Source organism: Ottowia sp., from assembly GCF_047601385.1.
GTDB lineage: Bacteria > Pseudomonadota > Gammaproteobacteria > Burkholderiales > Burkholderiaceae_C > Ottowia.
The window spans coordinates 1,744,277-1,767,054 of the sequence record NZ_JASGJP010000001.1 but is presented as its reverse complement, the minus strand read 5'-3'; the positions used below and the strand labels follow the sequence as shown (position 1 = coordinate 1,767,054).

Here is a 22,778-nt window from a genome sequence, read left to right as displayed (position 1 = left end):
GAATCATGAGCACGCAACTTCGCAAGGCGATCACCAATGAGATTCAGCGTCGTCATGGCTACAAGGTGATGGAGGCCAAGATCAAACCAGTCCACATTGCCAACGCACTGATGCGTGCTGAACATCAGGGTGTCGGGCGGATGTCGGTGTTGGAACAACTGTTTGAAGCCACGCTTCCTAAGAACAGTCTGGACAAGCGCGTCGCAGCAGTTCGATCTCTCGTGGACGGCCAGCGTGACCGCTGGGGCGCGCTGGGGGAAGCGGCAGACCTGAAGTCGTCTGCGCTCATGACCAAGGTGCTTCCGCTCATTCGGACATTGCTTGGCGCGGATGGCGCTGTGTTTGGCAAATCGCCGGAACTCTCATCCTTCTCGTCTCCCACGGCATTGACCGTCACGGGGGATCCCTCTGATGACGGCGCTGGCCTGTTCATTCATCGGCTGTGGGGAGGGCACGACCCTGCTCAACGTCTGGAGATCCTCAATCTCCTTTCGCAACTGACGAACCCGGAGAAGAACCCGGCTGACATGGATGATCTTTCGGCCCTTCTCTCGCCGCTGGTGGATTCGACGCGAAAGAGAGCAACAGCACCTGTCGATAGCGAAGACCTGAAAGATGGCTACTCGCCCGTCGAGAGGGCCTTGCGCGATGCGGCCGACAAACTTGAGGCATACGAACGAAAGCTCAATCCCAATCCCATTGCAAGTTTGCAGCGCGTGGTGCTTCTGGCGGCGCTTTCTGTGTTCATGCACGCCGCAAGCCGGCCTCGGGAGCGCTTGGGCTTGCCCGAGCGTGTTCTGCTGCTGGACGCGTCGGGTGATCACTCATCGCCCACCGTCATCGCCAGCACACGCTGCGTTTCTCAACTGATCGGTGATGCAAGGTCGTACATGGCATCGGTCGTGGCCGATCTACTCAGTGCCCAATCTCCTGAATGGCACGCCGACCCGGTTGCCGCGCTCAATGGAATCCTGCAGGACTCTGGGGCCGCGCCGCTGGAGGATTCAAGTTCAATCGCCCGCCGGCTGCAAGACATCGTCCAAGAACACGATGATCCGCAGGAGGCAGCCCAGGAGGCGGCTGAAGAAGTGATCCGACAAGCGGAGGGCTCTTCTAGTCGTGGCTTGGACGGGTATCTACGATTGCTGGGAATTCGGTCCGGGTTCCTGTATCCCACACAGAAAAACCCCAACAAGAGGCTGAACCCTGCAGACCGAACACTTGAGGTTCTGGTCGCATCGACGATCGATGTCAACCAGCCACCATTGGAGTACCGTGATTTCTTAGACCTGCTTCGGCAAAAGTGGTCAATCGTGGTTGGCGGCCGCGCTGACGATGGAATTCTGCTGGCGGAGATCGGCGCGATGGTGCCCGCGCGAGCTCTGAGCGAAAACAGTGAACGATTCTTGAGCCGACTGGAGTCCATTGGGCTCGCACGTCGCTTGGCCGACAGCGTGGCAGTTGTCGGCCTGTTGGAGGCAAACCATGAGTGACGTGGCAATGAGTGTCAACCGCCATATCGCAGATCTCTTGCTCGCTGAGTTTGAGATCGCCGCGATACGAGAGGATTTTGGCGTCGTGGTTTTGGACACAGCGGGGTTTGATCGCGACCATTTCCTGGGTGCTCTCCCTGATGTGTTGGGAAGAACGAAGGGGAAACTGCGGCTGTCGCTCGTGGGGCAACACGAGGCGGTCGGCAAGTTTCAATCGCTGTATCCGAAGTACGCGGAGTTGCTGGCGGCAGACGAAGAGACTGCGGTGCAGTGGCGCAATCAGAAACTCAAAACTATTGTGGTACTTGCGGACGGACCTCTGAGCAAGCAGGCATCTCTGAAGGACTTTCGCGTTCTGAGCGAGAACGCACTCATCAAGCGCCTGTGCGAGGACCAGCGGGACAAGGCCGAGGTGCTGTGGCTTCGGACACTTTGGGATGCGCTGAAGTCCACCAGGGGCCCGAGTCTGTCCTTGCGCGCGATCGCGAGTTACGCCGACGTTCTGAAGGGATTCAGTCCCTTGGAGCGCTCCGTGAAGGCACCCGCAGCACTGCATGCCCTAGGCCTATTTCCTGACTCTCATCTTGCCGATGAATCCAGCGAAGGTCGTCTTGTCCGGCGGTTGAAGTCGAATGCTGAGATTCTCGCGACCGTCAGTAATGGGGCGCCTGACGACTGGGATCGCACTGCAGTCTTCTGTCGTGCATTGCCGAAAGGTGACAAGGGCAAGTTCAACGCGATTCGCAAGCGTCTGCGATCCATCAATGATCGAACCGCCGATGTTCTTGTGGGCATCGAGTTGGCAGACGTGATGACCCTGTGGCGGGGAAAGCTTGCGCCAACACATCCAGGTGCTGAGGCGGGCGGATTGAAGAAGGACGGCGGAAAGGTTCCTGTCGAATCTGTGGTGGCGGAACTGCTGTTGGACGGAGGCAATGAGAAGCTATCTGATCTTGCCGAACAAGTATCGGTGTTGGCAGAGCAGGCGGAAAACGACCAGACCGTTGGAGAGGATGAACCGCTAGGCGGCGTCGAGGGCAAGAGTGACGATGGCGCACTTCCTGTTCAGACTGTGACCAGCGTGAATGCCAACGTCATCGCGCTTGTGAAGTCGAGATCTACGCATGCAGAATGGGGCGGTGTGATCGACATTGAGTCGGATCGCATAGATGCGCTCATGGAGGTTGCCGCCTTCAAAGCCTGGCAGCCATTCCTCTTTCAGGAGTTCCAGCAATGGCTCACGGAGTTTGTCGAAGCCGAACTTGCGCCAGCCGCATGTCTTGATCTGGCGGCCTCCCTTGCCAGTGCGAGAGGAAGACTGCTGCCAATAGCCGCGGAACTGACTGTCTCTCCCGTCGCCGTGCTGGCTGGGCGTCCGGAGGCGCTGACCGCTGCCACCGAGTATCTAGAAGCCTACGATCAGTTGCTCAAGCAACTCCAGGCAGCGTTTCAAGAGATGTATTCCCAGGCCATGGACGAGGCAGAACGCGTTGTCCACTGGCTGCTTTCGATGGAACTGTATGTCTATCGAAGGGAAGGCGTGCCGGAAGTTCTCTTGTCGCCGTTGCACCCACTGAATCTCTGGCGCAGCGCGGCAATCGTACGCGATCTGCAAGCGTTGGGTGGTCGACTCTCTGAGGCAGAGCGCTCGACCCTCATCGCGGCATCTGCAGAGGATCTTCAACTCCTCAACGTTTTGGTCCTTCCCAAGATCGAGTCCGTCACCGGTCAGCCATCGCTGCTTGGACATGCTGGCGCCGTCGCTCATCTGCCGCTCTTCAAGGAGGCGCCCAGAGGTGTTCTGGAGCCAGATGGCCTGAAATCGGTCAGTTTCCTGGCTTCGCTGGCTGCACAACTGCGTCCTTTTGCGAGACCTGGCTTGCAGGTGCTTTTTGTCAATGTGCCTCGCCCTGCACGATTCATTGAAGTGCTGCTCGACGCGTTGGATCTCGACAACCAAGGGACGGAGGATACATATTGGGGTGTTCACATTCGCCTTCGCTACACCTCGGATGACACACGTGGATGGACCGGTGAGTTAGAGGATATGGACGATCAATTGAAGGACCGCATCAGAGCAGGCCAGGAGCGCGGCTTGGTCAGTCTGTCAGTGGATCCGGAAGTGAAGAAATGGCCGCAGGTCATTGAAGAAATCCGAAAGCTTCCCGCCCACCTCAGTGTGGTGTTCGATCCCTTCGAGGTACGTACCACCCTCGTCGCGCGAGCTGGTCTGCACGATCTAAGCCCGTGGATGCCGAGTTGTGAGTACCGCTACAACAAACTGAAGAAGCAGATCGCCATCATCCCGGTAGCTCAAGAAGAGGTGTTCGCCACCTACTTTGCGACTGCAACCTTGGTCCATCGGGAACTGCGCCAGACCACCGCAACGCATCAGCCGCAAGTTGCGTCAGTCAAGAGTTGGTTGGACCAACTGGCCGAAAGCTGCACTTGGACAGTCGTTGCCGATCCTCATCGTGTGCTGGTCCCCCGATTGGGAGACGCGGAGGTGGTTGACAGGCGTATCGAAGGCGCTCGCCAACTGACGACTTTTGGGCGAGATCTCAGTCCATTTATTCGGCGACTGGATCAGCAGTTGCGCAAGACCCATTTTGTGGCAGACCACAACACGTTGGAGGAACTCGTTCGTGATCTGGTGGCAATGGAGCCCAATGGCATCCTCGGATTGGTCGGAGGCGACAAGTCCAAGCATGTGAAGGGGGCGCTTGGAAAACTCATCGCGATGCGGTGGTACAGGCGGCGTGATCCCAGTGGTTTGGCTGTGAGTCTGGACACCCAGAACGCCCGCAGATGGCTGACGGCGGGCGGCCACTCCAATGAGAAAGCTGATGTCATCGGGCTGCGTGAGGAAAACGGTGAACTGATCATTGACGTCATTGAGGTCAAGACGCACGATGAGAGCACGCCTTACACCGTCAAGGATGGCATCGTCACTGGCCACGCAGTGGATCAGGTGGTCGCGACGCTTCATGCACTGGCGGAGGTGTTCGGTGGGCCGAACCTGTCTCCTTTGGCGAAGCCAAGAAGAGAGGTGGTGCGAGAACACCTCTACACCGCGCTTCTGCGCGACCTCGACGCTGAGTACATTGAGCGATGGCACGGCTTGTTACAGGACCTATTCAACGGGAGCATCTCCGTCAAACTGGCTGCACGGATCGTGCATGTGCAGTTGGCCAGCGTGGTGACCACTGAGTCATTAAGCGTTACCACGAGTCTTGGCATTCCCGTCGAGATCAATACGCTGGCGGCCACTGATGTGGGACTGGCATTGACGGCGACGAGGATCACCAAAGAAGAACTGCCGTTGTCGGGTCGGGGTCATGGCAGCGCAGGAGGGAATGCTTCGAAAGGGCTTGAGCCGAGCGTCGTGTTTCAGCGCTTGGTCAATCCCAGCCAAGACGCCGGCAGTGGTCTTCCCAAAGTCGATCCGTCGGTATCGCCCGATGAAGGCAACACTTCTTCGGTCGGGGAGGGTATACCTGAGACCCGAACGAATCTTGCGACGCCAAGTTCGGAACCGGGGGGGGCGGAACTCTCCGCGTCGGGACTCCTGGAGGTTGAACTGGGCTCGGAGGTGGCCAACGCAAAATCCATTGTTCGCTGGAGTCCGGGAAAACAAAGCAATGGCTTTTTCCTGATCCTCGGATCTTCGGGTTCCGGGAAAACCGAAGCTCTGAAAGTGATCGGCAAGAACATCAGCGACTTTGGCGTGCCGGTGCTGGTGCTCGACTTCCATGGGGATGTGAAATTTCCTGGATTGCGTTCAGTCTTGCTTTCGTCCGGAACGTCGAGCACCGCGGGTGTCAACCCTATGGAGTTGGACTCGCAAAGTGCGGAGGAGACCGGGTTGTATGACCAGCGTAAGGTGCTGCGGGACATGATTCGGAACGCTGTACCGGCGCTTGGCCATCGCCAGAACAGCATTCTGCGAGAAGCGTTGGAAGAGGCGTACACCGCTGCCGGGTTTGATGATTCTGACCCAAGTACTTGGCGCAATACGCCGCCGACCTTCGGTGATGTGGAGCGAATTCTGGAAAGCTGGATCGATGACGATGGAAGGAAGAGCCAAAGATCCGCGATCGAGGGTTGTCTTGCCGCCGTTCGTGAAATCTTCGAGCACCCGATCTTTCATCGCAGCGAGCATGTCTCGGTAGACGAGATATTGTCATCGAACGTACGTCTCGATCTCAGCAAACTGACTGATGAAGTCCGCTACATCACGGCAGAGACGCTCCTTCGCAAACTCTTCCGAGTGCTTCGCTTGAAAGGCCCAATTCCTGTCCAACCAACTGATGACAAGCAACGTTTCCGCCTGTTTGTGATCATCGATGAAGCGAAAATATTGAGCACAGGGGGGGGTGATCCGGATGCGCCGGATCGGATCTTGAATCTGCTCTTCACCGAAGCTCGCAAGTTTGGCTTGGGAATGATCCTGGCCTCTCAGATGAGCGATCACTTTGGGTCGGAGGTCAAAGCGAATGCTGCCACTTGGTTGGTGTTGAAGCCAATGGATGTCAAGGAGGCGAAGAAGAACGCACCGAACGTCCACATGGATCCAGAGGCGCTGACTAGTTTGAAGGGAAGAGGTGACGGCTATCTTAGGGATCGGTCATCGCCACGGGCGCGACGTATACAGGTCAAGCCATTGCCGCCTATGACCGACGATAGTTAAGTTGGCCTATGACGGGACGAACGCATGCTCTCGACGAAGACTGTTCGAGTTGCCTGTTCCAAGATGGAGTGACAAAGCATGAAGGAAGCGGAGGATGAAAGTAAGCCGTCAATCAACCACGCCCTTGCGCATGGTGTGGGAATCGATCCGCGCAGGGCGTCCTACGCGCCGCCGAGCGCGATGTTCCAGGGCAGCAGCGCCTCGTAGTCATCCACGGTCTGCGCGAGCGGCAGCTTCTTGAAGAGCACGACGAGGTACCGGTAGGGCTCGATGCCGTTGGCCTTGGCGGTCTCGATCAACGAGTACAGGTTGGCGCTCGCGTTGGCACCGCCCACGGTATCGGCAAACAGCCAACTGCGTCTTCCGACGACGAAGGGCCGGATGGCGTTCTCCACCGGATTGGAGTCCAGCGGCCAGGCTGAGTTGTCCAGGAACCGCACAAGTTTGGGCCACTGCCCGTGCAGGTAGTGCAGCGCTTCACCAAGCAGGCTGGATGGCGCGACGCTGTGCAGGTGCGTGAGCAGCAGCCGCTCGATCTCGCGCACGACTGCGCGGCTGTAGCGCGAACGCAGCCGCAGCCGACGTGCGGGCGCCCAGTCCTTGGCCAAGGATTCGGCTCGGTACAGCTTGGCGATCAGCCGCACGAACCGGGTTGCAATCTGATCCGGTGAACGCGTTGCCTTCGGGATGGCCTCCTCAGCCTTGATGAACGGCCGGCGTGCATGCACCCAGCATCCCAGGTGCGTGAGGCCATTGGCCCTGGCGATGCCGTTGTAGACCTCGTAGCCGTCGGTGATGAGCGTAGCGCCAGGACGGATGCCGGCATACAGCCTATCGGCATGCACGGCGCCACGTCCCGGCGCATAGGCGAACAGCCGCACCGGCGGGCCGGTGCCGGCGCCATTCATCTGCGCCCACATGTAGCTCTTGGTCTGCGCCTTGCGTCCAGGCTCCTTGAGCACCTGCACCGTGGTCTCGTCACCGTAGATGAGTTGGGAGTCGAGCAGGTGGTCGCGCAGCAGATTGATCACGGGCTGCACGGCCTGGCCGATGCGCACGACGCCTGAGGCCACCGTGTTGCTGGCCAGATCGCCGCCGAAGCGGCGCAGCAGCGCGGCCGTGCGATATAGCGGCATGCCGAACTGGTACTTGCCGGTGATGACCCAGGCCTGGGCGGCTTCAGTGAGCAGTCCGCGCGGAATGATGCGCGCCGGCGTCGGCGCGACCTTCAGGCTCTGGTCGCAGCAGGGGCAGGCGTACTTGATACGGTGGTGCTGCAGCACGCGGACCTGCTCGGGGATGATGTCCAGTTGCTCACTGACTTCCGAGCCGATCTCCACCAGCGCATGCCCGTCATGGGCGCACACGCGCTCGGCCTCGGGCAACTCGTGGCGCACGACCTCGCGTGGCAGGGCCGCATCCAGCGGCTTGCGGCCACGCTTCTTGCGCTGATGCCCGGCGACCGGCATTGACGCCTCTTCATCCGTCTCGGCCTGCGGCGTCTGCTCGGTGGGCGCGAGGGCCTCGGCCTCGTTGAGGAACAGGTCCTTCTGAACGGTGCCGCGCGCTTCGCTCTTGGCGGCAAAGAGCTGGCGCTGCAGCGCCCTCAGTCGCACCAATGCGAGGTCCCGCTCGGTGGTCGCCACCCGCAGCGCGCCGGCCAGCGCATCGCGCTCGGCGATGAGAGCGGCGAGGTCTTCGGTGGTGATGGTGGCAAGGGCAGGCGGCAGCGACACGCCAGCTTGGATCGGCATGCCCCATCATCGTTCCAATGCTCCGTCAGGCCACGCTGCAATAGCGCAGATGGGCGTGGCGTTGCACCACCGCGATGTCAATGCCCTCCAGCAGCCAGTGCAACTGCTCAGCCGTCAGCGTGGGCACCGCCTCGGCCGAGGGCCAGATGAACCGGTCCTTCTCCAGACGCTTGAGCAGCAACCAGAAGCCATTGCGCTCCCAACCCAGGATCTTGACCCGGTCACGCCGCCGGTTGCTGAAGACGTACGCGCAGCAGGCGAATGGATCCAGGCCGAGCCCCTGCTCGACCAGGATCGCCAGGCCGTTGATGCTCAGCCGGAAGTCCACCGGCTCGCGGTGCAGGTAGACCTTCAGGCCTTCGTCGAAGCGAAACACCGCAGCCTCCCCAGCGCTTCGACCACATCGCCCAGCATGCGCAGATCAATGCTGCGAAGGTCGATCGCCACGCCATTGGGCAGTCTTGCATGCATGTCGATGACAGCGGCGATGCTGTCGCTGCTTGCGGCCGCAATCGGCGCCGTTGCAGGCATAGAGACCGCCACGAATGCCGAAGGTGCGGCAGCTACGTTTGCAACGGCCCTGCGCGCACGCCCACTGTCGCCATGCTCGCGAAGCCAGCGGCTGACCTGGTTGGCGTTGACGCCGCACTCACGCGCCAAGCGCGACACCGAGGCGCCCGGCTGTCGACACAATGCCACCAGTTCCGACTTCGCCGCTTCGTCGTACACGCTGCGTCCGTCGCTCTTGTGCCCCACCACCAGCCGGCGTTTGAGGTCTTCCAAATTGTCTGTCATCTACGTTCCCACGTTGCTCTATGTGGGAACGTAGGCTGTCAGGTCATAGCCTGCGGATCAAGGACGTTGTTCGTTGACCGCATACGGATGAAATACACGACGTCTGGATTTGCCGTAGATGAGATCGAATTCCTTCAGCACGTTCCGGTTCGTGTTCTGGTGGCGGTCGCCCACGGGAAACTGGATCTCAATCGATTGGCTAGAGAAGAACTTGCGCAGCGAGGGTTGAATCAAGAAGGCGTTTGGGTAGGGGCTTCGAGGGCGAAACTGGCCTTCGATGCGGCCTCGCGACGGCGTACTTGGTACAAATGGGCGTTTGCGGTTGAATCCTTGTAGCGTCCCAGAAACGGCTTCCAGCGTCGAACTGTATCTACGCTATTAGCGCAGTTGGAGGCGAGGCTGTGTGGCGAGGTAGAGCCAGGACGACGTATGCTTGAGTAGAGCGGTTCGTCGCGTGCCCCGCAATTCGATTGCAGACTTTATCAACGGGATGATCCCCACTAAGCCGATCTGGGTGGACAGGGTAGTCAATCCAGGAATTGGAGCGATAAGAGTCCCGGCCGTGACCACCGTGGATATGGCGACTTCCTTCGAAAAGAGAGTTTTCAGACTGGTCACGTCGAGTTCTGATTTGAGGTCATTGAGATCATGCCGAAACTCGTCGCGAAACTGACGTTCAAGTTCACGCAAGTCGTTGACCGTTCTTGCTTCGTTGGTCACGCGTTTGATGTGGGCATTGAGCGCTGAGAGATAGCGTCTGCGCATCGCCGCGTAGTCTGTGCTGCTGCTCTTGGCCTCGCGCTGCCGGAATGCCAACAACTTCTCTAGTGGAATCTGGCGGGCATCAAGCACGTCAAGTGAGAGCGACACGAGTCGGTCATAAGCTGGGGCTACCTGGCTTGCGTCAAGGCCGAGGACAGGGTGGACACCTAGAGCGGCTGCATGTGCATCGGCCAGCCACGAGTAGGCGTCAGTTCGGTCTGTTACCTTCTGAATCTGCGTACCCGCGCAACTGTCGGCCAACAGAGACATCATCAGAAAGCCGAGCGCGGAAGGCACACCGTAGTGTTGATGGCGCGCTTCAAATTGGCCCAAGCCTTCCGTTTCCAGCATACGCCATGTCATGTGCAGGAACTTGTCAGGGTATATGAGGTACTGGCCTTCCTGCCATCCATTGGGTGCCCTGGCCATGATGGTGGCAAGTTGCCCAGACTGCAGCATTTTCTCAAGCGCCCTGTGTGCTGCTTGACGCTCCTTGTCGTTCGGTTGGCGCGGCCGAACGATCAGATTTGTCGCTTCTCGGAGCAGGGCAGTTTTTGGAGCACGGGGCGATGGTCGCGGGCTGCGAGGCACGATGGTTTCAAGAGAATCCCATAGGAGTAAGGCATTCTTGAGCACAGTTTCGCTGCCTACCTCAGTGTGGGGGTAGTAAATGGCCTTGAGCATCGAACCTCCTAAAACGGGACCACCCATCAACGCTTACAGTTGCAGTGGCCGGTGTTGCATAGTTTTTGTTTCCGTCAGCTTTATCGCATAACTTGAGCGTTGCGCTGCACTGTGGAGCGCCGATGCTCGCAGCCGAGTTCCATGCAGAGGGCCTGCCTGCGTTGGCCACGCTCCTCACCGAGGTCAGCCGCGCCCAAGGCATGCTGCTGGGGCGTCTGGCCGACGTGGGACTGGCGCTGCGCGATCAGGCCAGCCTTGCCGCGCTGACCGAGGACGTGGTCAAAACCAGCGAAATCGAAGGCGAAGTGCTCCATGTCGAGTCCGTGCGTTCATCCATCGCGCGTCGCCTGGGTGTGGACATCGGCGCGGTCGCGCCGGTGGACAGGCATGTCGAGGGTGTCGTGGAGATGGTGCTCGACGCCACGGCCCGCAGTGCCGATCCGTTGACCGCCCCCGTCTGTCCGGATGGCACGCGGCTCTGTTTCCGACCGGCTACTCAGGCATGAGCAAGATCGCCATCGGCCGGTGGCGCGACGATGCCGATGGGCCAATGCAAGTAGTGTCCGGCCCGATGGGGCGGCGCAAGATTCACTACCAGGCGCCGCCCGCCGACGTACTGCCCGCCGAGACGACGAAATTCCTGTCGTGGGCCAACGGGGATAGCGGCGAACCGGCGCTCATCAAGGCCGGCCTCGCGCACCTGTGGTTCGTCACGCGGCATCCCTTCGACGATGGCAACGGGCGCATCGCGCGCCATGGGCGACCTATTTCTCGCCCGTGCCGGCGGCAGCCCGCAACGCTTCTACAGCCTGTCGGCGCAGATCCAGCGCGAGCACAAGGACTACTACGACGTGCTGGAGCACACGCCGAAGGGCGCGCTCGACGTGACCGGCTGGCTGTCGTGGTTCCTTGGCACGCTGACCCGTGCCGTCGCCAGTGCGCACCACGCTGGACGCCGTGCTGGCCAAGGCGCGCTTCTGGCAACGCTGGGCGGGTACGCCGTTGAACGAGCGACAGGGGAAACTGCTGGGCCACGTGCTGGAAGGTTTCGAGGGAAAACTCACCAGCAGCAAGTGGGCCGTCATCGCCAAGTGCTCGCCTGACACCGCGCTGCGTGATATCACGCAACTGCTGGAACTGGGCGTGCTGAAGAAGTCCCCGGGTGGTGGGCGCAGCACCGGCTACGAACTGGCAGGCTACTAGGCTACAGGGGCTGGACGATGCATGCGCGCATCCCGGCCATCTCCCCTCGCTGAACGCTATGCAGAAGGTCGTCGAGGTTTGAGTGCGCACTCTGGAGTGCGTGTTCCTATGTGTCGGCTTTTATTTATATTTGCCGATGTTACGGAACAATGGCTAGATCATGGACGCGTCTATCGACAAACTGCTCGAACTCGTGCGCTCGCAGGGATTGCTGCGCCCGCACGATTTGGCCCCGCTGGGCATCCCACGGGTTGCCTTGACGCGAGCCGTGCGGCGCGGGCAACTGGAGCGCGTCGGACGCGGGCTGTACGGCCTCACGGGACGCCCGGTGTCGGCGCACGGCACGCTGGCCGAAGTCGCCCGGCGCGTCCCCAAGGGCGTGGTGTGCCTGCTGTCGGCGCTGCGCGTCCATGACCTGACGACGCAGGCTCCGTTCCAGGTCTGGTTGGCCATTGACAACAAGGCGGCCACGCCCAGGCTCGAATACCCGCCGCTGCGCCTCGTGCGTTTCTCCGGCGCAGCGCTGACCGAAGGCGTCGAGGAGCATGTCGTGGATGGCGTCACCATCCGCGTCACCGGCGTCGCCAAGACGGTGGCCGACTGCTTCAAGTACCGCAACAAGATCGGGCTGGACGTGGCGCTGGAGGCGTTGCGCGAAGCGTGGAATGCCAAGCGCATGACCAGCGATGAAATCTGGCACTACGCCAAGGTCGACCGTGTGGCCAACGTGATGCGCCCCTATCTGGAGAGTCTGGCATGAACCAGCGCAACGTTGCCGCGTCAGTTCGCGCCCGGCTGCTCAACAAGGCCTGTGCCGAAAAGTTCGACTTCAACCTGCTGCTGGCGCGGATGCCTGGCAGGCCCGCCGTGCGTGATTGGAAAAGGTCGGCCTCGCAGTGCGTCGAGTGGTCTGTCCGAAAATTGTTGGCATTTTTCGGACGAAAATGCTTGCCATAGGTCCGAAAAAAATATACAAATATCGGACATGCCCGATCTCAAATTCCAAATTACCTCAATGGTGTCCGCTGCGCCGCCCGGCAGCGTCTGGACGCCTGCCGACTTCGCAGCACTGGGCAGCCGTGACGCAGTGGACAAGGCACTGCAGCGCTTGGCGCTGGCGGGCGAACTGCGCCGGATCGACCGGGGGCTGTACGACCGGCCCGCGGTCAATCGCTTGACCAAGCGCCCCACGACACCCGACTACCGCGCCGTGCTTGATGCCATCGCGCGCCGGGACCAGCTGCGCATGCTGGTCGATGGCATGACCGCCGCGAACGATCTGGGCATGACCGATGCCGTTCCGGCGCGTGTGACCATCCACACCGATGCGCGGCGGCGTTCGATCCAACTCGACAACCTCGTCATCGAGTTCAAGCAGACGGCGCCCAGCCGCCTCTATTGGGCCGGGCGACCCGCCATGCGGGTGGTGCAGGCGCTGCACTGGCTCAAGGACACCCTAGGCTCCGACCGGGAACGCATCCTGCAGCGGCTCGACAAGATCCTCGCCGAGCCCGCGCACGGGCCTGCGATCCGGCAGGATCTGATCGAGGGCTTCGCGGTGCTGCCCGCATGGATGCGCGAGTTGCTGCGCGAACTGCCGAGCTTCGATTCTCTGGCCACGCGGCGTGTTGCCCCGAGGGAGCGTTCGCCAGTCACGCGAAGCGCCGCGAGAAAGGTGAGGGTGCCTGGGTGAACGAGGCCTTCAACGCCGCCATTGCGGCCGACGACGGGGAGCGGCGCGATCTGTTCCTGGCGGCCTCTGCCCGCCTTGGTACAGCGGTGCAGAACGTGGAAAAGGACTTCTGGGTCTGCTGGACGCTCGATGCGCTGTTCAACGGTCTGCCTGCCGGCGGGCCGAGGCTGCTGTTCAAGGGCGGTACATCGCTGTCCAAGGCCTTCGGCCTGGTGCCGCGCTTCTCGGAGGACATCGACGTCACGGTGTTTCGCGATGATCTTGGGCAGTCGGTGGACGTTGTTGAACTGGATGCCCTCAGCGGCAAGAAGCGGCGTGCCCGGCTGGACGCGGTTCGCGCCGCCTGCCAAGCCTACATCGCGGGTCCGCTGCTGGAGCAGCTTGGCGCGCTGGCCGCATCGGTGATGCCGGCCGATCGCTTCCGGCTGGAACTCGATGCCGAGGACCGGGACGGGCAGACGATCCTGTTCTGGTATCCGGTGGTCACGGCGCGCGGCGAGAACGGCTACATCCGCTCGGCGGTGAAGATCGAGTCCGGAGCGAAGTCGGCGCTGGACCCGCATGTCTCGGCAACCGTTGTGCCCTATGTCGCGCAGGACCTGCCCGACGTGGACCTGGCCATCGGCGGTGTCACGACTGTCAAGCCCGAGCGCACGTTCTGGGACAAGGTGGTCATCCTCCATGGGCTGCGTCAGTGGCATGAGCGCCGTGGCGAGTTGCGCCATGGCGGGCAGCGGGTATCGCGCCACTACTACGACGTGCATCAGATGATGCGGTCCGGCGAGGCGACGCAGTGGGCAGCCGACCACGCGCTCGCACTCGACTGCGCGCGCCATGCGCGGCTGTTCTTCGGCAGTGCGGACCTGGGTCTGGATGCTGCCGCGCCGGGCACCTTCACGCTGACCCCGAGTGCCGCGATGCGCGATGCGCTCGCCAGGGACTACGAGGCGATGGCCGGCATGGTGTTCGGCGATGTGCCTCGCCTGGAGGATGTGCTGGAGAGCGTGCGGCAGTTGGAAGAAGCCATCAACGTCGCCTCGGACTAGGGATCGTTGGCGTTCCCGTCGAACAAGGCTCGGGCAATGTGTTTGCCGACCTGGGCTGCTCGATGCCGATGGGCTCAAAGTCAGGTCCGGCCCGGTGGCGCAGCACCAGCCGCGACAGCGGCACTAGGGCCAGATTCTTGGACGGGTCTTCGTAGATGCCTGCGTTGGATAGCCATCACGCACTACGCATACAGTCGTGTTTCTGGTGCTGTATGCACACCAAAAAACAGCCTCTAAAATAGCTTTCCGAGGGGCTTTCCCCAGATTGTTCCCTCGGCTCGCTATCAATATTTCAAGAGGCTGCCCTCATGCTGGATAAACAATCTTTTGGGATTGGGCCCCAGGCCACCAGACATCTCAGAGAAGCCCATCCATAGCGATGGGCTTTTTGCATTCTGCGGCCTATGCGGGGGGCCTACTGGTGGTTGAGCCAGGCGTGCTTGCAGCGGGCTTCAGAACTGCACTGCCCGGGCCATAGGCAGTTGTCTTTGCGCTGACCAGGGCGTTTTCGATTTATAAGTTTACGTATCCGCCGGGTCTGAAGTAGATGCCTGCATTCATGCGGTAGGAAGTGGTCGAGGAGATGGCCGACCGGCTCCCACAGAGCCTGGGCCTTGCGCGCGGCGGCACGCCCAAGCAGCGCCTTGAGTTTGGCGAGGAACTTTTCGATGGGGTTGAGGTCCGGCGAGCACGGGGGCAGGTAGCGGCTCGTGGCGCCCACAGCCTCGATCGCTTCACGCACGCCAGCGACCTCGTGACTGGACAGGTTATTGGTGATCGGCTCGGCTCCCAACTGCCCTGATCGCCGCGCCGCCACTCATGGCGTGCCCGCTTGGCGTCCTCGCGCTCTTGCTCGCTGGCGTGCAGCGTTCTTTTTAAGCTCAACTGCCACTTGTCGAGCTGATGCCACAGCGCTGGCGGCTTGATCTGGGTGCCTTGCTGTTCGGCCAGGCGCTCGCACAGCTGAGCCAGCGCCAAGTCCGGCTGCGCCTTGATCCAGTCGCGCACCGTCGCCTCCAGATGGGCAATTCGCGGATCTCCGATGCCCACCCTGCGCCCGGCTGCTGTGCTCGCCGTCTTGCAGGTGGCGTACTTTGACTTGGTACCCCCACGCCCGGCTGGCCTCCAGGCGCTTGGGCGATGACGCTGGGCCTCTCGCCTCGCTCCACCGCACCCAGAACACGACCGCGAAGATCCTGGGCGAATACGCAGGCATGAAGACCTCCTTCAAGGGAGGGATGGTCTTACGGCATTGGGAATGCTTAAATTAAATGTGCTCTAAATTCGTGGCTTGCGGTGCTTGTCCCGCAAGCCATGGAACCATTTTTCCCCATGAAACTGCTGCTGCTCCGCGACTGGTGGCGGTGGCCGGGTCGCGGGGCCTGCCGCGTCAGGGTGCCGGGCCGAAGCGGCCGCTGTTGAAGTCGGCGATGGCCTGGCGGATCTCGGCCTCGCTGTTCATCACGAACGGGCCGTAGCCCACCACCGGCTCGTTGATCGGCTCGCCGGCCAGCAGCAGCAGCCGGGCATCGTCCGCGCCCGCCTGCACGCGCAGCCCCGTGCCCTCGCGCTCCAGCGTGACGAGCTGGCCCGGGCCGGCCGCCGCGCCGTTGACCTGCACCACGCCAGCCTGCACCAGCACCAGCGTGGTCCAGCCGGCGGGCTGCGGCAGCTCGGCCGCGTGGCCGGCGGCGAGGCGCACGTCCCACACGTTCATCGGCGTGTAGGTGGCGGCGGGGCCCTGGCGGCCGTCCAGCGCGCCGGCGATCACCCGCGCGCGGCCCGCGCCGTCGGCGAGCGGCACCTCGGCGATGGCGTCGGCGGTGATGCCCTGGTAGCGCGCCGGCGTCATCTTGTCGCGCGCGGGCAGGTTGACCCAGAGCTGCACCATTTCGAACGGGCCGCCGGTGCGGCTGTAGGCATCGGAATGGAACTCCTCGTGCAGGATGCCGCCGCCGGCGGTCATCCACTGCACGTCGCCGCGGCCGATGATGCCGCCGGCGCCGGTGTTGTCGCGGTGCTCCACCTCGCCGTCGTAGACGATGGTCACGGTCTCGAAGCCGCGGTGCGGGTGCGCGCCCACGCCGCGGCGCTGGCCGGCGTTGGGCGTGAAGTGCGTTGGCGCCGCGTAGTCCAGCAGCAGGAAGGGGCTGCGCCGCGCCACGCCCGGTCCGCTGTAGCCGAACAGGCCCTGCACCGGGAAGCCGTCGCCCACCCAGTGGCGGCCGGGCGCGCTGTGCACCTGCACGACGGATTTGAGGGCGACCATGTTGAATCTCCTTGAGGGGTTGGTGCCGCGGCCGGGCGCACGGCGTAGAAGGCCAGATGAGGTCGAACCCGCCGATTTGAAGTGGGCGGATGGGTCGATCGCCGCCGGAGAACTCATTTTTATATAGCGGCCAGCACTTGCTCAGAAAGCGCTGGAGCGACTTTTAACCAGGAATCTGTGTCCGGTCACGGAAGACTTTGTCGCCGTCGTCCGCGCCTTGGCTGCGGTCGCGATGCATTGTGGCGCCTCGGTGCCGACATGGCGCGCGCAGCGCAGGGCCAGGAAAGCCGGCATACGCTCGCGCACGCGGCGTTCGTGCTGGCCGCGGTCGCCGTCCAGGTAGGGGCGCGACAGCTGCCGTGCCACCAGCACGTCCACGCAGCGCTCCACGTCCAGGCTGGGCAGCAGCAGCACGGTGTGCGCCGCCGCCTCGATGGCCGCCCGGTGTTCGGCGTAGCCGCCGCCGATCGCCGCCGGGTAGGTCATGAAGCCGGACGACAGGGCCGCCACGCCTGGCCTGCGCAGCGCACGCCGGATGCGCGCGTACAGCGCCACGTTGTGCCGCGCGTAGGCCTCGTAGCCCTGGGTGTCGATGAAGGTGGCGATGTGGCCGTGCTGCGCCAGGAACGCCTGGTCCAGGTCGATGAAGTCCCAGCCCAGCCGGCCGGCCAGCAGCGCGCCGACGGTAGTTTTGCCCGCGCCGCCCGGCCCGACGAGGTGCGCGAGCTGGCTGCCGGGGCGCATGCCAGCGCCAGCCGGCGCGTATTCGTCCGGCTCGCAGGCAGCGGCCGTCACGCGCCGGCCGCCACCCCCGCCGCCTGCGCCTGCTTGTCAGCGTGGTAGCTGCTGCGCACCATCGCGCCGACGGCGGCGTGGGTGAAGCCCATGGCGGTGGCCTCGCGCTCGAACATCCTGAAGGTGTCGGGATGCACGTAGCGGCGCACCGGGAGGTGCGCGGTGGAGGGCGCCAGGTACTGGCCGATGGTGAGCATGTCCACGCCGTGCGCGCGCATGTCGCGCATCACCTCCAGGATTTCCTCGTCGGTCTCGCCCAGGCCCACCATCAGGCCGCTCTTGGTGGGCACGCCGGGGTGCATGGCCTTGAACTTCTTCAGCAGGTTCAGGCTGAACTGGTAGTCGCTGCCGGGGCGCGCCTCCTTGTACAGGCGCGGCACGGTCTCCAGGTTGTGGTTCATCACGTCGGGCGGCGCGGCGCGCAGGATGCCGAGTGCACGGTCGTCGCGGCCGCGGAAGTCGGGCGTGAGGATCTCGATCTGCGTCTGCGGCGAGCGCGCGCGCGTCTCGCGGATGCAATCGACAAAGTGCTGGCTGCCGCCGTCGCGCAGGTCGTCGCGGTCCACGCTGGTGATGACGACGTACTTCAGCTTGAGCTGGGCGATGGTGTTGGCCAGGTTCACCGGCTCGTTCGGGTCCAGCGGGTCGGGCCGGCCGTGGCCGACGTCGCAGAACGGGCAGCGGCGCGTGCACTTGTCGCCCATGATCATGAAGGTGGCCGTGCCGTGGCCGAAGCATTCGCCGATGTTGGGGCAGCTGGCCTCCTCGCACACCGTCACCAGCTTGTTCTTGCGCAGGATGTCCTTGATCTCGTAGAAGCGCGTGCTGGCGCTGCCGGCCTTGACGCGGATCCAGTCGGGCTTCTTCAGCGCCGGGCCGTCGTGCTGCACCTTGACCGGGATGCGCGCCAGCTTGGCGCCGGCCTTCTGCTTGGCGGTGGCGTCGTAGGCGTGCGCGGGCTGGGCGTCGCGCACGACGGGCGCGTCGGGGCCGGCGGTGGCGAGGGGGCCGAGGGGGCTGCTCATGGGCATCGTTCTTTCAGAGGGCCAGCAGGCGGGAGAGCTGCGCGGCCAGTTCGTGCGCCGCGTCGTCCCAGGTGGCCGGAACGCCGATTGTAGAAAGATCGACCGTTTGCAGCCCCGCGTAGCCGCAGGGGTTGATGCGCGAGAAGGGCGCCAGGTCCATCGCCACGTTCAGCGCCAGGCCGTGGTAGGTGCGGTGGCCGCTGACCTTGATGCCCAGCGCGGCGATCTTGCCCAGGCCGGTGAAGTCGGGCGCGGGCGCCGGGGCGCCGGGCGCGCGCTGCCGGGGGCGCTGGGGCAGGGCGGCGTGGCTGAAGGGGTCGGCCAGCCGCACGTAGATGCCCGGCGCGCCCGCCACCCGGTGGCCGGTGACGCCGAAGTGCGCCAGCGTGCGGATGGCCGCCTCTTCCAGCCGGAACACGTATTCCTTGACGAAGATGCCGCGGCGCTTCAGGTCGATCAGCGGGTAGGCCACCACCTGCCCGGGGCCGTGGTAGGTGACCTGGCCGCCCCGGTCGGTGGGCACCACGGGGATGCTGCCCGGCGCCAGCACGTGCTCGGCGCGGCCCGCCAGGCCGAGGGTGAAGACCGGCGGATGCTCGCAAATCCATAGCTGCTCGCGCCCGTCCGGCGGGCACTGGGCGGTGATTTCCTTCATTTTCTCGAAGGTGGGCGCGTAGTCCACGCGGCCGAGCAGGTGCACGTCCAGGCTCATGCCGGAGCCTGGCCGGAACCTGGGTGCCTGCTGTCTGGGTGCGTGGGCATGGAATGATGGGGTTTGGTGGGCAGCTGCCTGGCAGTTTATTTAAGATTTTTGCTTTGCCGGCGGCGCGCATGCGGCGGCCGACGCAGCGATGGGAGAAAGCTATTGAAAAAAGAGCTGCTCGCGCTTGATGGGCGGGCGCTGGAGGCCGATAAGGCTTGCAACCCGGCGGTGCCGCCGGGCGGCGCCGCCGGGCGCGGCCTGCTGGGCGCTGCGCTGGCGGCATCGCTGCTGGCCTGCGTGAACGGCGCCCCGCCGCCGGACGACGGCGCCGAGGGCCTGCGTGGCCGGGCGCCGCTGCTGGCCGCCGCCGGTGCGGCGCACGAGGCGCCGGCGGCCCCCGTGCCCGCCGAGCCCGCCAGCAGTGCCGGCGCGCCGGTGCGCCCGGCACGGCCCGCATCGTCCGCGGCCTCGCAGGCGGCGCTGGCAGTCTCCGCGCCAGCCTCGGCCGCCAGCGCTCCGCAGCGCCCCGCCGTCGCCGAGAGCAACGGCTACACCGTGCGCTGGCTGCGCCCGCTGGCCAACCGCGCGGACGAGGACGGCGTAGAGGTGGTGCCTGCCGGCGAGCGCGGCGGCCTGCGGCTGGTGGTGACGTCCAGCGGCGGCATCGGCGCGGCCGAGCTGCGGCCGGTGCGCGGGGTCTGGCCGCGCGAGGTGGAGGTGCAGTTCCAGTACGCCGAGGCGCGGCCGTTCGAGGGGCTGGAGGGCCTGCGCGTGCAGGTCAGCCCCTGGGCGCACCAGAGCGGCGACGATCTGCCCGGCCCGCCGCCCGACGGCTTCGTGGTGTGGCAGCGCGAGGGCACGCTGCGCGTGGTGCTGCCGGAAGGCTGGCTGCGCCAGCGCGACACGCTGCGCATCGCGTGGGTGGACCGCTACCGGCGCTGAGCGGGCCTGCCGTGCCGGGCGCGGGGCACGGTTTCACCGCCTGCGCGGGGATGACGGAGTGCTTCAATAAATATAGCTGCTCGCGCTTGCCCAGCAAGCGCTGGAGGCCGATTTGGCTTGAAACATCCGCTGGTGTGCCTACAGCACCCAGCGCGCCATCGGGTGCGTGCTGAGGGCGCGGTACAGCTCGTCGAGCTGCTCGCGGCTGGTGGCGCGCACGGTGATGGTCACGCCCAGGTACTTGCCGCCGCCGCTCTCGCGCAGCTCGATCTTGGCGGCGTCGAAGTGCGGGTCGAACTGCCGCGCGATGTGGGTGATGGCGTGCACGAAGCCGTCCTCGTTCACGCCGACCACCTTGATGGGGAAATCGACCGGGAACCGCAGCAGCTCCTCGCGCGGCGTGGCGCCGCCGGCGGGTGGGGTGGGCGCGCCGCTCATGGCTGGAACAGCGCGCCCTTGGCGCGCTGATAGCCGTCGTACAGCGCGCGGTACACCGGCCCGGGCTGGCCGCTGCCGACGGGGCGGCCGTCCAGCGTGGTGATGGGCAGCACCTCCTTGGTGGCGGAGGACAGCAGCAGCTCGTCGGCCGCCAGCACCTCGGCGCGCGGGATGCGTCGCAGCTCGAAGCCGATGCCCTGCTCACGGCACAGCGCCTCGATGGCGCCGTAGCGGATGCCCTCCAGCACCAGGTTGTCCTTGGGCGGGCCGCTGACCACGCCGCCCTTCACCACCCACACGTTGCTGGCGGCGGCCTCGCTGAGGAAGCCGTCGCGGAACATCACCGTCTCCAGCGCGCCCTGCTCGAAGCTGATCTGGCGCGCGAACACCGCGCCCAGCAGGCTGATCGACTTGATGTGCGCCTTCTGCCAGCGGAAGTCGTCGGCCGTGACGCAGGCCACGCCGTGCGCGCGCTGCTCGGCCGTGGGTGGCTTCATCGGCAGGCAGGTGGCGAACACGGTGGGCGCCAGGCCCGGCAGCATCGGGTGGTCGCGCAGCGCCACGCCGCGCGTGACCTGGAAGTAGAAGAACCAGTCCTGCGGCAGCGGCTGCTGGGCCGCGGGCGACCGGGCGTAGGCGGCGATCAGGTCCAGCGCGATCTGGCGCCACTCGGCCGGCGTGTGCGGGTTGTCGATGCGCGTCTCCGCCAGGCCGCGCGCCAGCCGCGCCATGTGCTGATCGAAGCGGAACGGCTGCGGCGCCTGGCCCGGCCGGCCATAGACGGCGATGCCTTCATAGACGCCGTCGCCGAAGATGAAGCCGCGGTCCAGCGGCGAGATGCGCACGGTGTCGAGCGTGCCGATCTCGCCGTTCAGGTAGCAGGGCAGGGGGGGCAGGTGGTCGGTGCGGTAGGGGGGCATGGTGGGCTGGAAAAGGGGTGGAAGGGAGCGCGAGCGCAATTGTCACCCCCGTTCGCCGGCGTAGGCTGGTTCCTACGTATAATCGCGCGGTTTTTGCAGCAGGTTGCGGCAGCGCAACCGTGGCGTCGAATGGCATGACAAAAATCACACCCAGGACGCTGCGGCCCATGCCCAGGCAATCCCCCGGCTGGCAGGACACTGCGGCCAACGAGGAGGCTTCCACCCCGCTCACGGCGGACCAGGCGCGCCAGTGGCGCGCGCGCCACCCGCAGATGCCGGTGTCGCGCGCGCTGGCCATGCAGGTGGTCACCGGCATCGTGGTGGTGGCTGTGGCGTGGGTGCTGACGGGCAAGGCGGAAGTGGCCTGGTCGGCAGCGTACGGTGCGCTGGTCGGGGTGGTCCCGGCCGCGCTGGCTGCAAAAGGCACGGCCCGCTGGGCGGCGCCCGGGTTCCCCCCGGGGGCGGCGCTGGCAGGCTTTTTGTTGTGGGAGGCGGTCAAGGTGATCTTGGCCGTGGGGATGCTGATGGCGGCCCCGAAGATTCTGGGAGCGCCGAACTGGCCAGCGTTGCTGATCGGTCTGGCGCTGACGATCAAGGTGTACTGGGTCGGCCTGCTGCTGGCCCAGTCGATGAAGTCCAGGCAAGGACAGGCGCAGAGAGTGAAGACCAATGGCTGCTGAGAACGCTGCGGGGCACGGCCCCACCGCCGGTGAGTACATCGTCCACCACCTGACGCACCTGCAGAACCACACCCCCAAGGGCGTGTTCGATCTGTCGGTGTTCAATCTGGATTCGCTGTTCTATGTCATCGTGCTCGGCATCGTGACCTGCTGGCTGCTGTGGCTGGCCGCGCGCAAGGCCACGTCGGGCGTGCCGGGCCGTTTTCAGGCCGCGGTCGAGATCCTGGTCGAGATGGTGGACAACCAGGCCAAGGGCATCGTGCACAACGCCACCAGCCGCAAGTTCGTCGCGCCGCTGGCGCTGACGGTGTTCGTCTGGATCTTCCTGATGAACGCCATGGACCTGCTGCCGGTCGATCTGTTGCCCTGGATCTGGGAGCGCATCTACGGCGCCACCGGCGGCGACCCGCACCACGCCTACATGCGCGTCGTGCCCACAGCCGATTTGTCGGTCAGCCTGGGCCTGTCGGTGGCGGTGCTGCTGATCTGCCTGTACTACAACATCAAGATCAAGGGAGCCGGCGGCTGGGTGCACGAGCTGTTCACCGCGCCGTTCGGCAACCACTGGGCGCTGTATCCCTTCAACTTCGCGATGCAGATCGTCGAATTCATCGCCAAGACCGTGTCGCACGGCATGCGGCTGTTCGGCAACATGTACGCGGGCGAGCTGATCTTCCTGCTGATCGCGTTGCTGGGCGGCGCCTTCACGCTGACGGGCACCGGCATCGGGCTGGCCATCCTGCACATCGTCGCGGGCTGGGCCTGGGCGGTGTTCCACATCCTGATCATCACCCTGCAGGCCTTCATCTTCATGATGCTGACGCTGATCTACATCGGCCAGGCACACGATGCGCACTGATTTCGCTTTTCTTTTCCGTTAACCCAC

The 22,778-nt window shown here is 64.2% G+C and carries 21 protein-coding genes and 1 pseudogene; 10 read left to right on the top strand and 12 right to left on the bottom strand.

The window, feature by feature from the left end; translation table 11 throughout:
- The first annotated feature begins 5 nt into the window (after positions 1–5).
- Together QM772_RS08550 and QM772_RS08545 are read left to right on the top strand one after the other, a co-directional pair.
- Positions 6–1,493 (top strand): hypothetical protein, encoded by a 1,488-nt coding sequence (locus QM772_RS08550; RefSeq protein WP_415135470.1) that lies wholly within the window; start codon positions 6–8, stop codon positions 1,491–1,493.
- Positions 1,486–6,183 carry an ATP-binding protein gene (locus tag QM772_RS08545; RefSeq protein WP_415135468.1) on the top strand — a complete coding sequence of 1,566 codons (4,698 nt, stop codon included), beginning with the start codon at positions 1,486–1,488 and terminating at the stop codon, positions 6,181–6,183. The genes QM772_RS08550 and QM772_RS08545 overlap by 8 nt, the downstream gene beginning before the upstream one ends.
- A gap of 161 nt (positions 6,184–6,344) precedes the next feature.
- Here the strand turns inward: QM772_RS08545 and tnpC are convergent, their stop codons facing one another.
- The 5 genes from tnpC to QM772_RS08520 form a co-directional block, all read right to left on the bottom strand.
- The gene (tnpC, locus tag QM772_RS08540) at positions 6,345–7,937 is read right to left on the bottom strand and encodes an IS66 family transposase (RefSeq protein WP_415133651.1); all 1,593 of its coding nucleotides are present in this window, start codon (positions 7,935–7,937) and stop codon (positions 6,345–6,347) included.
- A 25-nt stretch (positions 7,938–7,962) separates the two neighbouring features.
- On the bottom strand, positions 7,963–8,313 hold the full coding sequence (tnpB, locus tag QM772_RS08535; RefSeq protein WP_415133653.1) for an IS66 family insertion sequence element accessory protein TnpB: 351 nt from the start codon (positions 8,311–8,313) through the stop codon (positions 7,963–7,965).
- Complete coding sequence (tnpA, locus tag QM772_RS08530; protein WP_415133655.1) at positions 8,289–8,732, bottom strand: IS66-like element accessory protein TnpA; 444 nt, start codon at positions 8,730–8,732, stop codon at positions 8,289–8,291. Before tnpA ends, tnpB begins: the two co-directional genes overlap by 25 nt.
- A 57-nt stretch (positions 8,733–8,789) precedes the next feature.
- Positions 8,790–8,966: a hypothetical protein gene (locus QM772_RS08525; protein WP_415135466.1), complete on the bottom strand. Its 177-nt coding sequence runs from the start codon at positions 8,964–8,966 to the stop codon at positions 8,790–8,792.
- Positions 8,967–9,110: 144 nt separating this feature from the next.
- Complete coding sequence (locus QM772_RS08520) at positions 9,111–10,178, bottom strand: hypothetical protein (RefSeq protein WP_415135464.1); 1,068 nt, start codon at positions 10,176–10,178, stop codon at positions 9,111–9,113.
- 122 nt (positions 10,179–10,300) lie between these two features.
- On the opposite strand from QM772_RS08520, the pseudogene QM772_RS08515 reads away from it, so the two are divergent.
- The 5 genes and pseudogenes from QM772_RS08515 (at position 10,301) to QM772_RS08495 (ending at position 14,120) form a co-directional block, all read left to right on the top strand.
- Positions 10,301–11,381 (top strand): annotated as a pseudogene (locus QM772_RS08515) (Fic family protein).
- A gap of 160 nt (positions 11,382–11,541) precedes the next feature.
- Positions 11,542–12,141, top strand: coding sequence for a type IV toxin-antitoxin system AbiEi family antitoxin domain-containing protein (locus QM772_RS08510; RefSeq protein ID WP_415135462.1), 600 nt, complete (start codon positions 11,542–11,544; stop codon positions 12,139–12,141).
- Entirely contained in the window at positions 12,138–12,338 is a 201-nt protein-coding gene (locus QM772_RS08505) for a hypothetical protein (RefSeq protein WP_415135460.1), read from the top strand. The genes QM772_RS08510 and QM772_RS08505 overlap by 4 nt, the downstream gene beginning before the upstream one ends.
- Before the next feature lie 28 nt (positions 12,339–12,366).
- Positions 12,367–13,074: a DUF6088 family protein gene (locus tag QM772_RS08500; RefSeq protein ID WP_415135458.1), complete on the top strand. Its 708-nt coding sequence runs from the start codon at positions 12,367–12,369 to the stop codon at positions 13,072–13,074.
- On the top strand, positions 13,071–14,120 hold the full coding sequence (locus QM772_RS08495; RefSeq protein ID WP_415135456.1) for a nucleotidyl transferase AbiEii/AbiGii toxin family protein: 1,050 nt from the start codon (positions 13,071–13,073) through the stop codon (positions 14,118–14,120). Before QM772_RS08500 ends, QM772_RS08495 begins: the two co-directional genes overlap by 4 nt.
- A gap of 415 nt (positions 14,121–14,535) precedes the next feature.
- On the opposite strand, the gene QM772_RS08490 is transcribed toward QM772_RS08495, so the two are convergent.
- From QM772_RS08490 to lipB, 5 genes are all read right to left on the bottom strand, one after another.
- Positions 14,536–14,937 carry a transposase gene (locus QM772_RS08490; RefSeq protein WP_415135454.1) on the bottom strand — a complete coding sequence of 134 codons (402 nt, stop codon included), beginning with the start codon at positions 14,935–14,937 and terminating at the stop codon, positions 14,536–14,538.
- A 573-nt stretch (positions 14,938–15,510) separates the two neighbouring features.
- On the bottom strand, positions 15,511–16,389 hold the full coding sequence (locus QM772_RS08485) for a pirin family protein (protein ID WP_415135452.1): 879 nt from the start codon (positions 16,387–16,389) through the stop codon (positions 15,511–15,513).
- Between the two features lie 141 nt (positions 16,390–16,530).
- The gene (locus tag QM772_RS08480) at positions 16,531–17,184 is read right to left on the bottom strand and encodes a shikimate kinase (protein WP_415135450.1); all 654 of its coding nucleotides are present in this window, start codon (positions 17,182–17,184) and stop codon (positions 16,531–16,533) included.
- Positions 17,181–18,209, bottom strand: a complete 1,029-nt coding sequence (lipA, locus tag QM772_RS08475) for a lipoyl synthase (RefSeq protein ID WP_415135448.1) — start codon at positions 18,207–18,209, stop codon at positions 17,181–17,183. Before lipA ends, QM772_RS08480 begins: the two co-directional genes overlap by 4 nt.
- A 13-nt stretch (positions 18,210–18,222) precedes the next feature.
- Entirely contained in the window at positions 18,223–18,921 is a 699-nt protein-coding gene (gene lipB / locus QM772_RS08470; protein ID WP_415135446.1) for a lipoyl(octanoyl) transferase LipB, read from the bottom strand.
- 153 nt (positions 18,922–19,074) lie between these two features.
- Between lipB and QM772_RS08465 the strand changes: the two genes are divergently transcribed.
- Positions 19,075–19,854, top strand: a complete 780-nt coding sequence (locus tag QM772_RS08465; protein ID WP_415135444.1) for a hypothetical protein — start codon at positions 19,075–19,077, stop codon at positions 19,852–19,854.
- Between the two features lie 138 nt (positions 19,855–19,992).
- Here the strand turns inward: QM772_RS08465 and QM772_RS08460 are convergent, their stop codons facing one another.
- Together QM772_RS08460 and QM772_RS08455 are read right to left on the bottom strand one after the other, a co-directional pair.
- Complete coding sequence (locus QM772_RS08460; protein WP_415135442.1) at positions 19,993–20,292, bottom strand: YbeD family protein; 300 nt, start codon at positions 20,290–20,292, stop codon at positions 19,993–19,995.
- Positions 20,289–21,212, bottom strand: coding sequence for an aminotransferase class IV (locus QM772_RS08455; protein WP_415135440.1), 924 nt, complete (start codon positions 21,210–21,212; stop codon positions 20,289–20,291). The genes QM772_RS08460 and QM772_RS08455 overlap by 4 nt, the downstream gene beginning before the upstream one ends.
- A gap of 167 nt (positions 21,213–21,379) precedes the next feature.
- On the opposite strand from QM772_RS08455, the gene QM772_RS08450 reads away from it, so the two are divergent.
- Positions 21,380–21,892: an ATP synthase subunit I gene (locus tag QM772_RS08450; protein WP_415135439.1), complete on the top strand. Its 513-nt coding sequence runs from the start codon at positions 21,380–21,382 to the stop codon at positions 21,890–21,892.
- Positions 21,882–22,751, top strand: coding sequence for a F0F1 ATP synthase subunit A (gene atpB, locus QM772_RS08445; protein ID WP_415135437.1), 870 nt, complete (start codon positions 21,882–21,884; stop codon positions 22,749–22,751). The genes QM772_RS08450 and atpB overlap by 11 nt, the downstream gene beginning before the upstream one ends.
- The last annotated feature ends 27 nt before the right edge of the window (positions 22,752–22,778 follow it).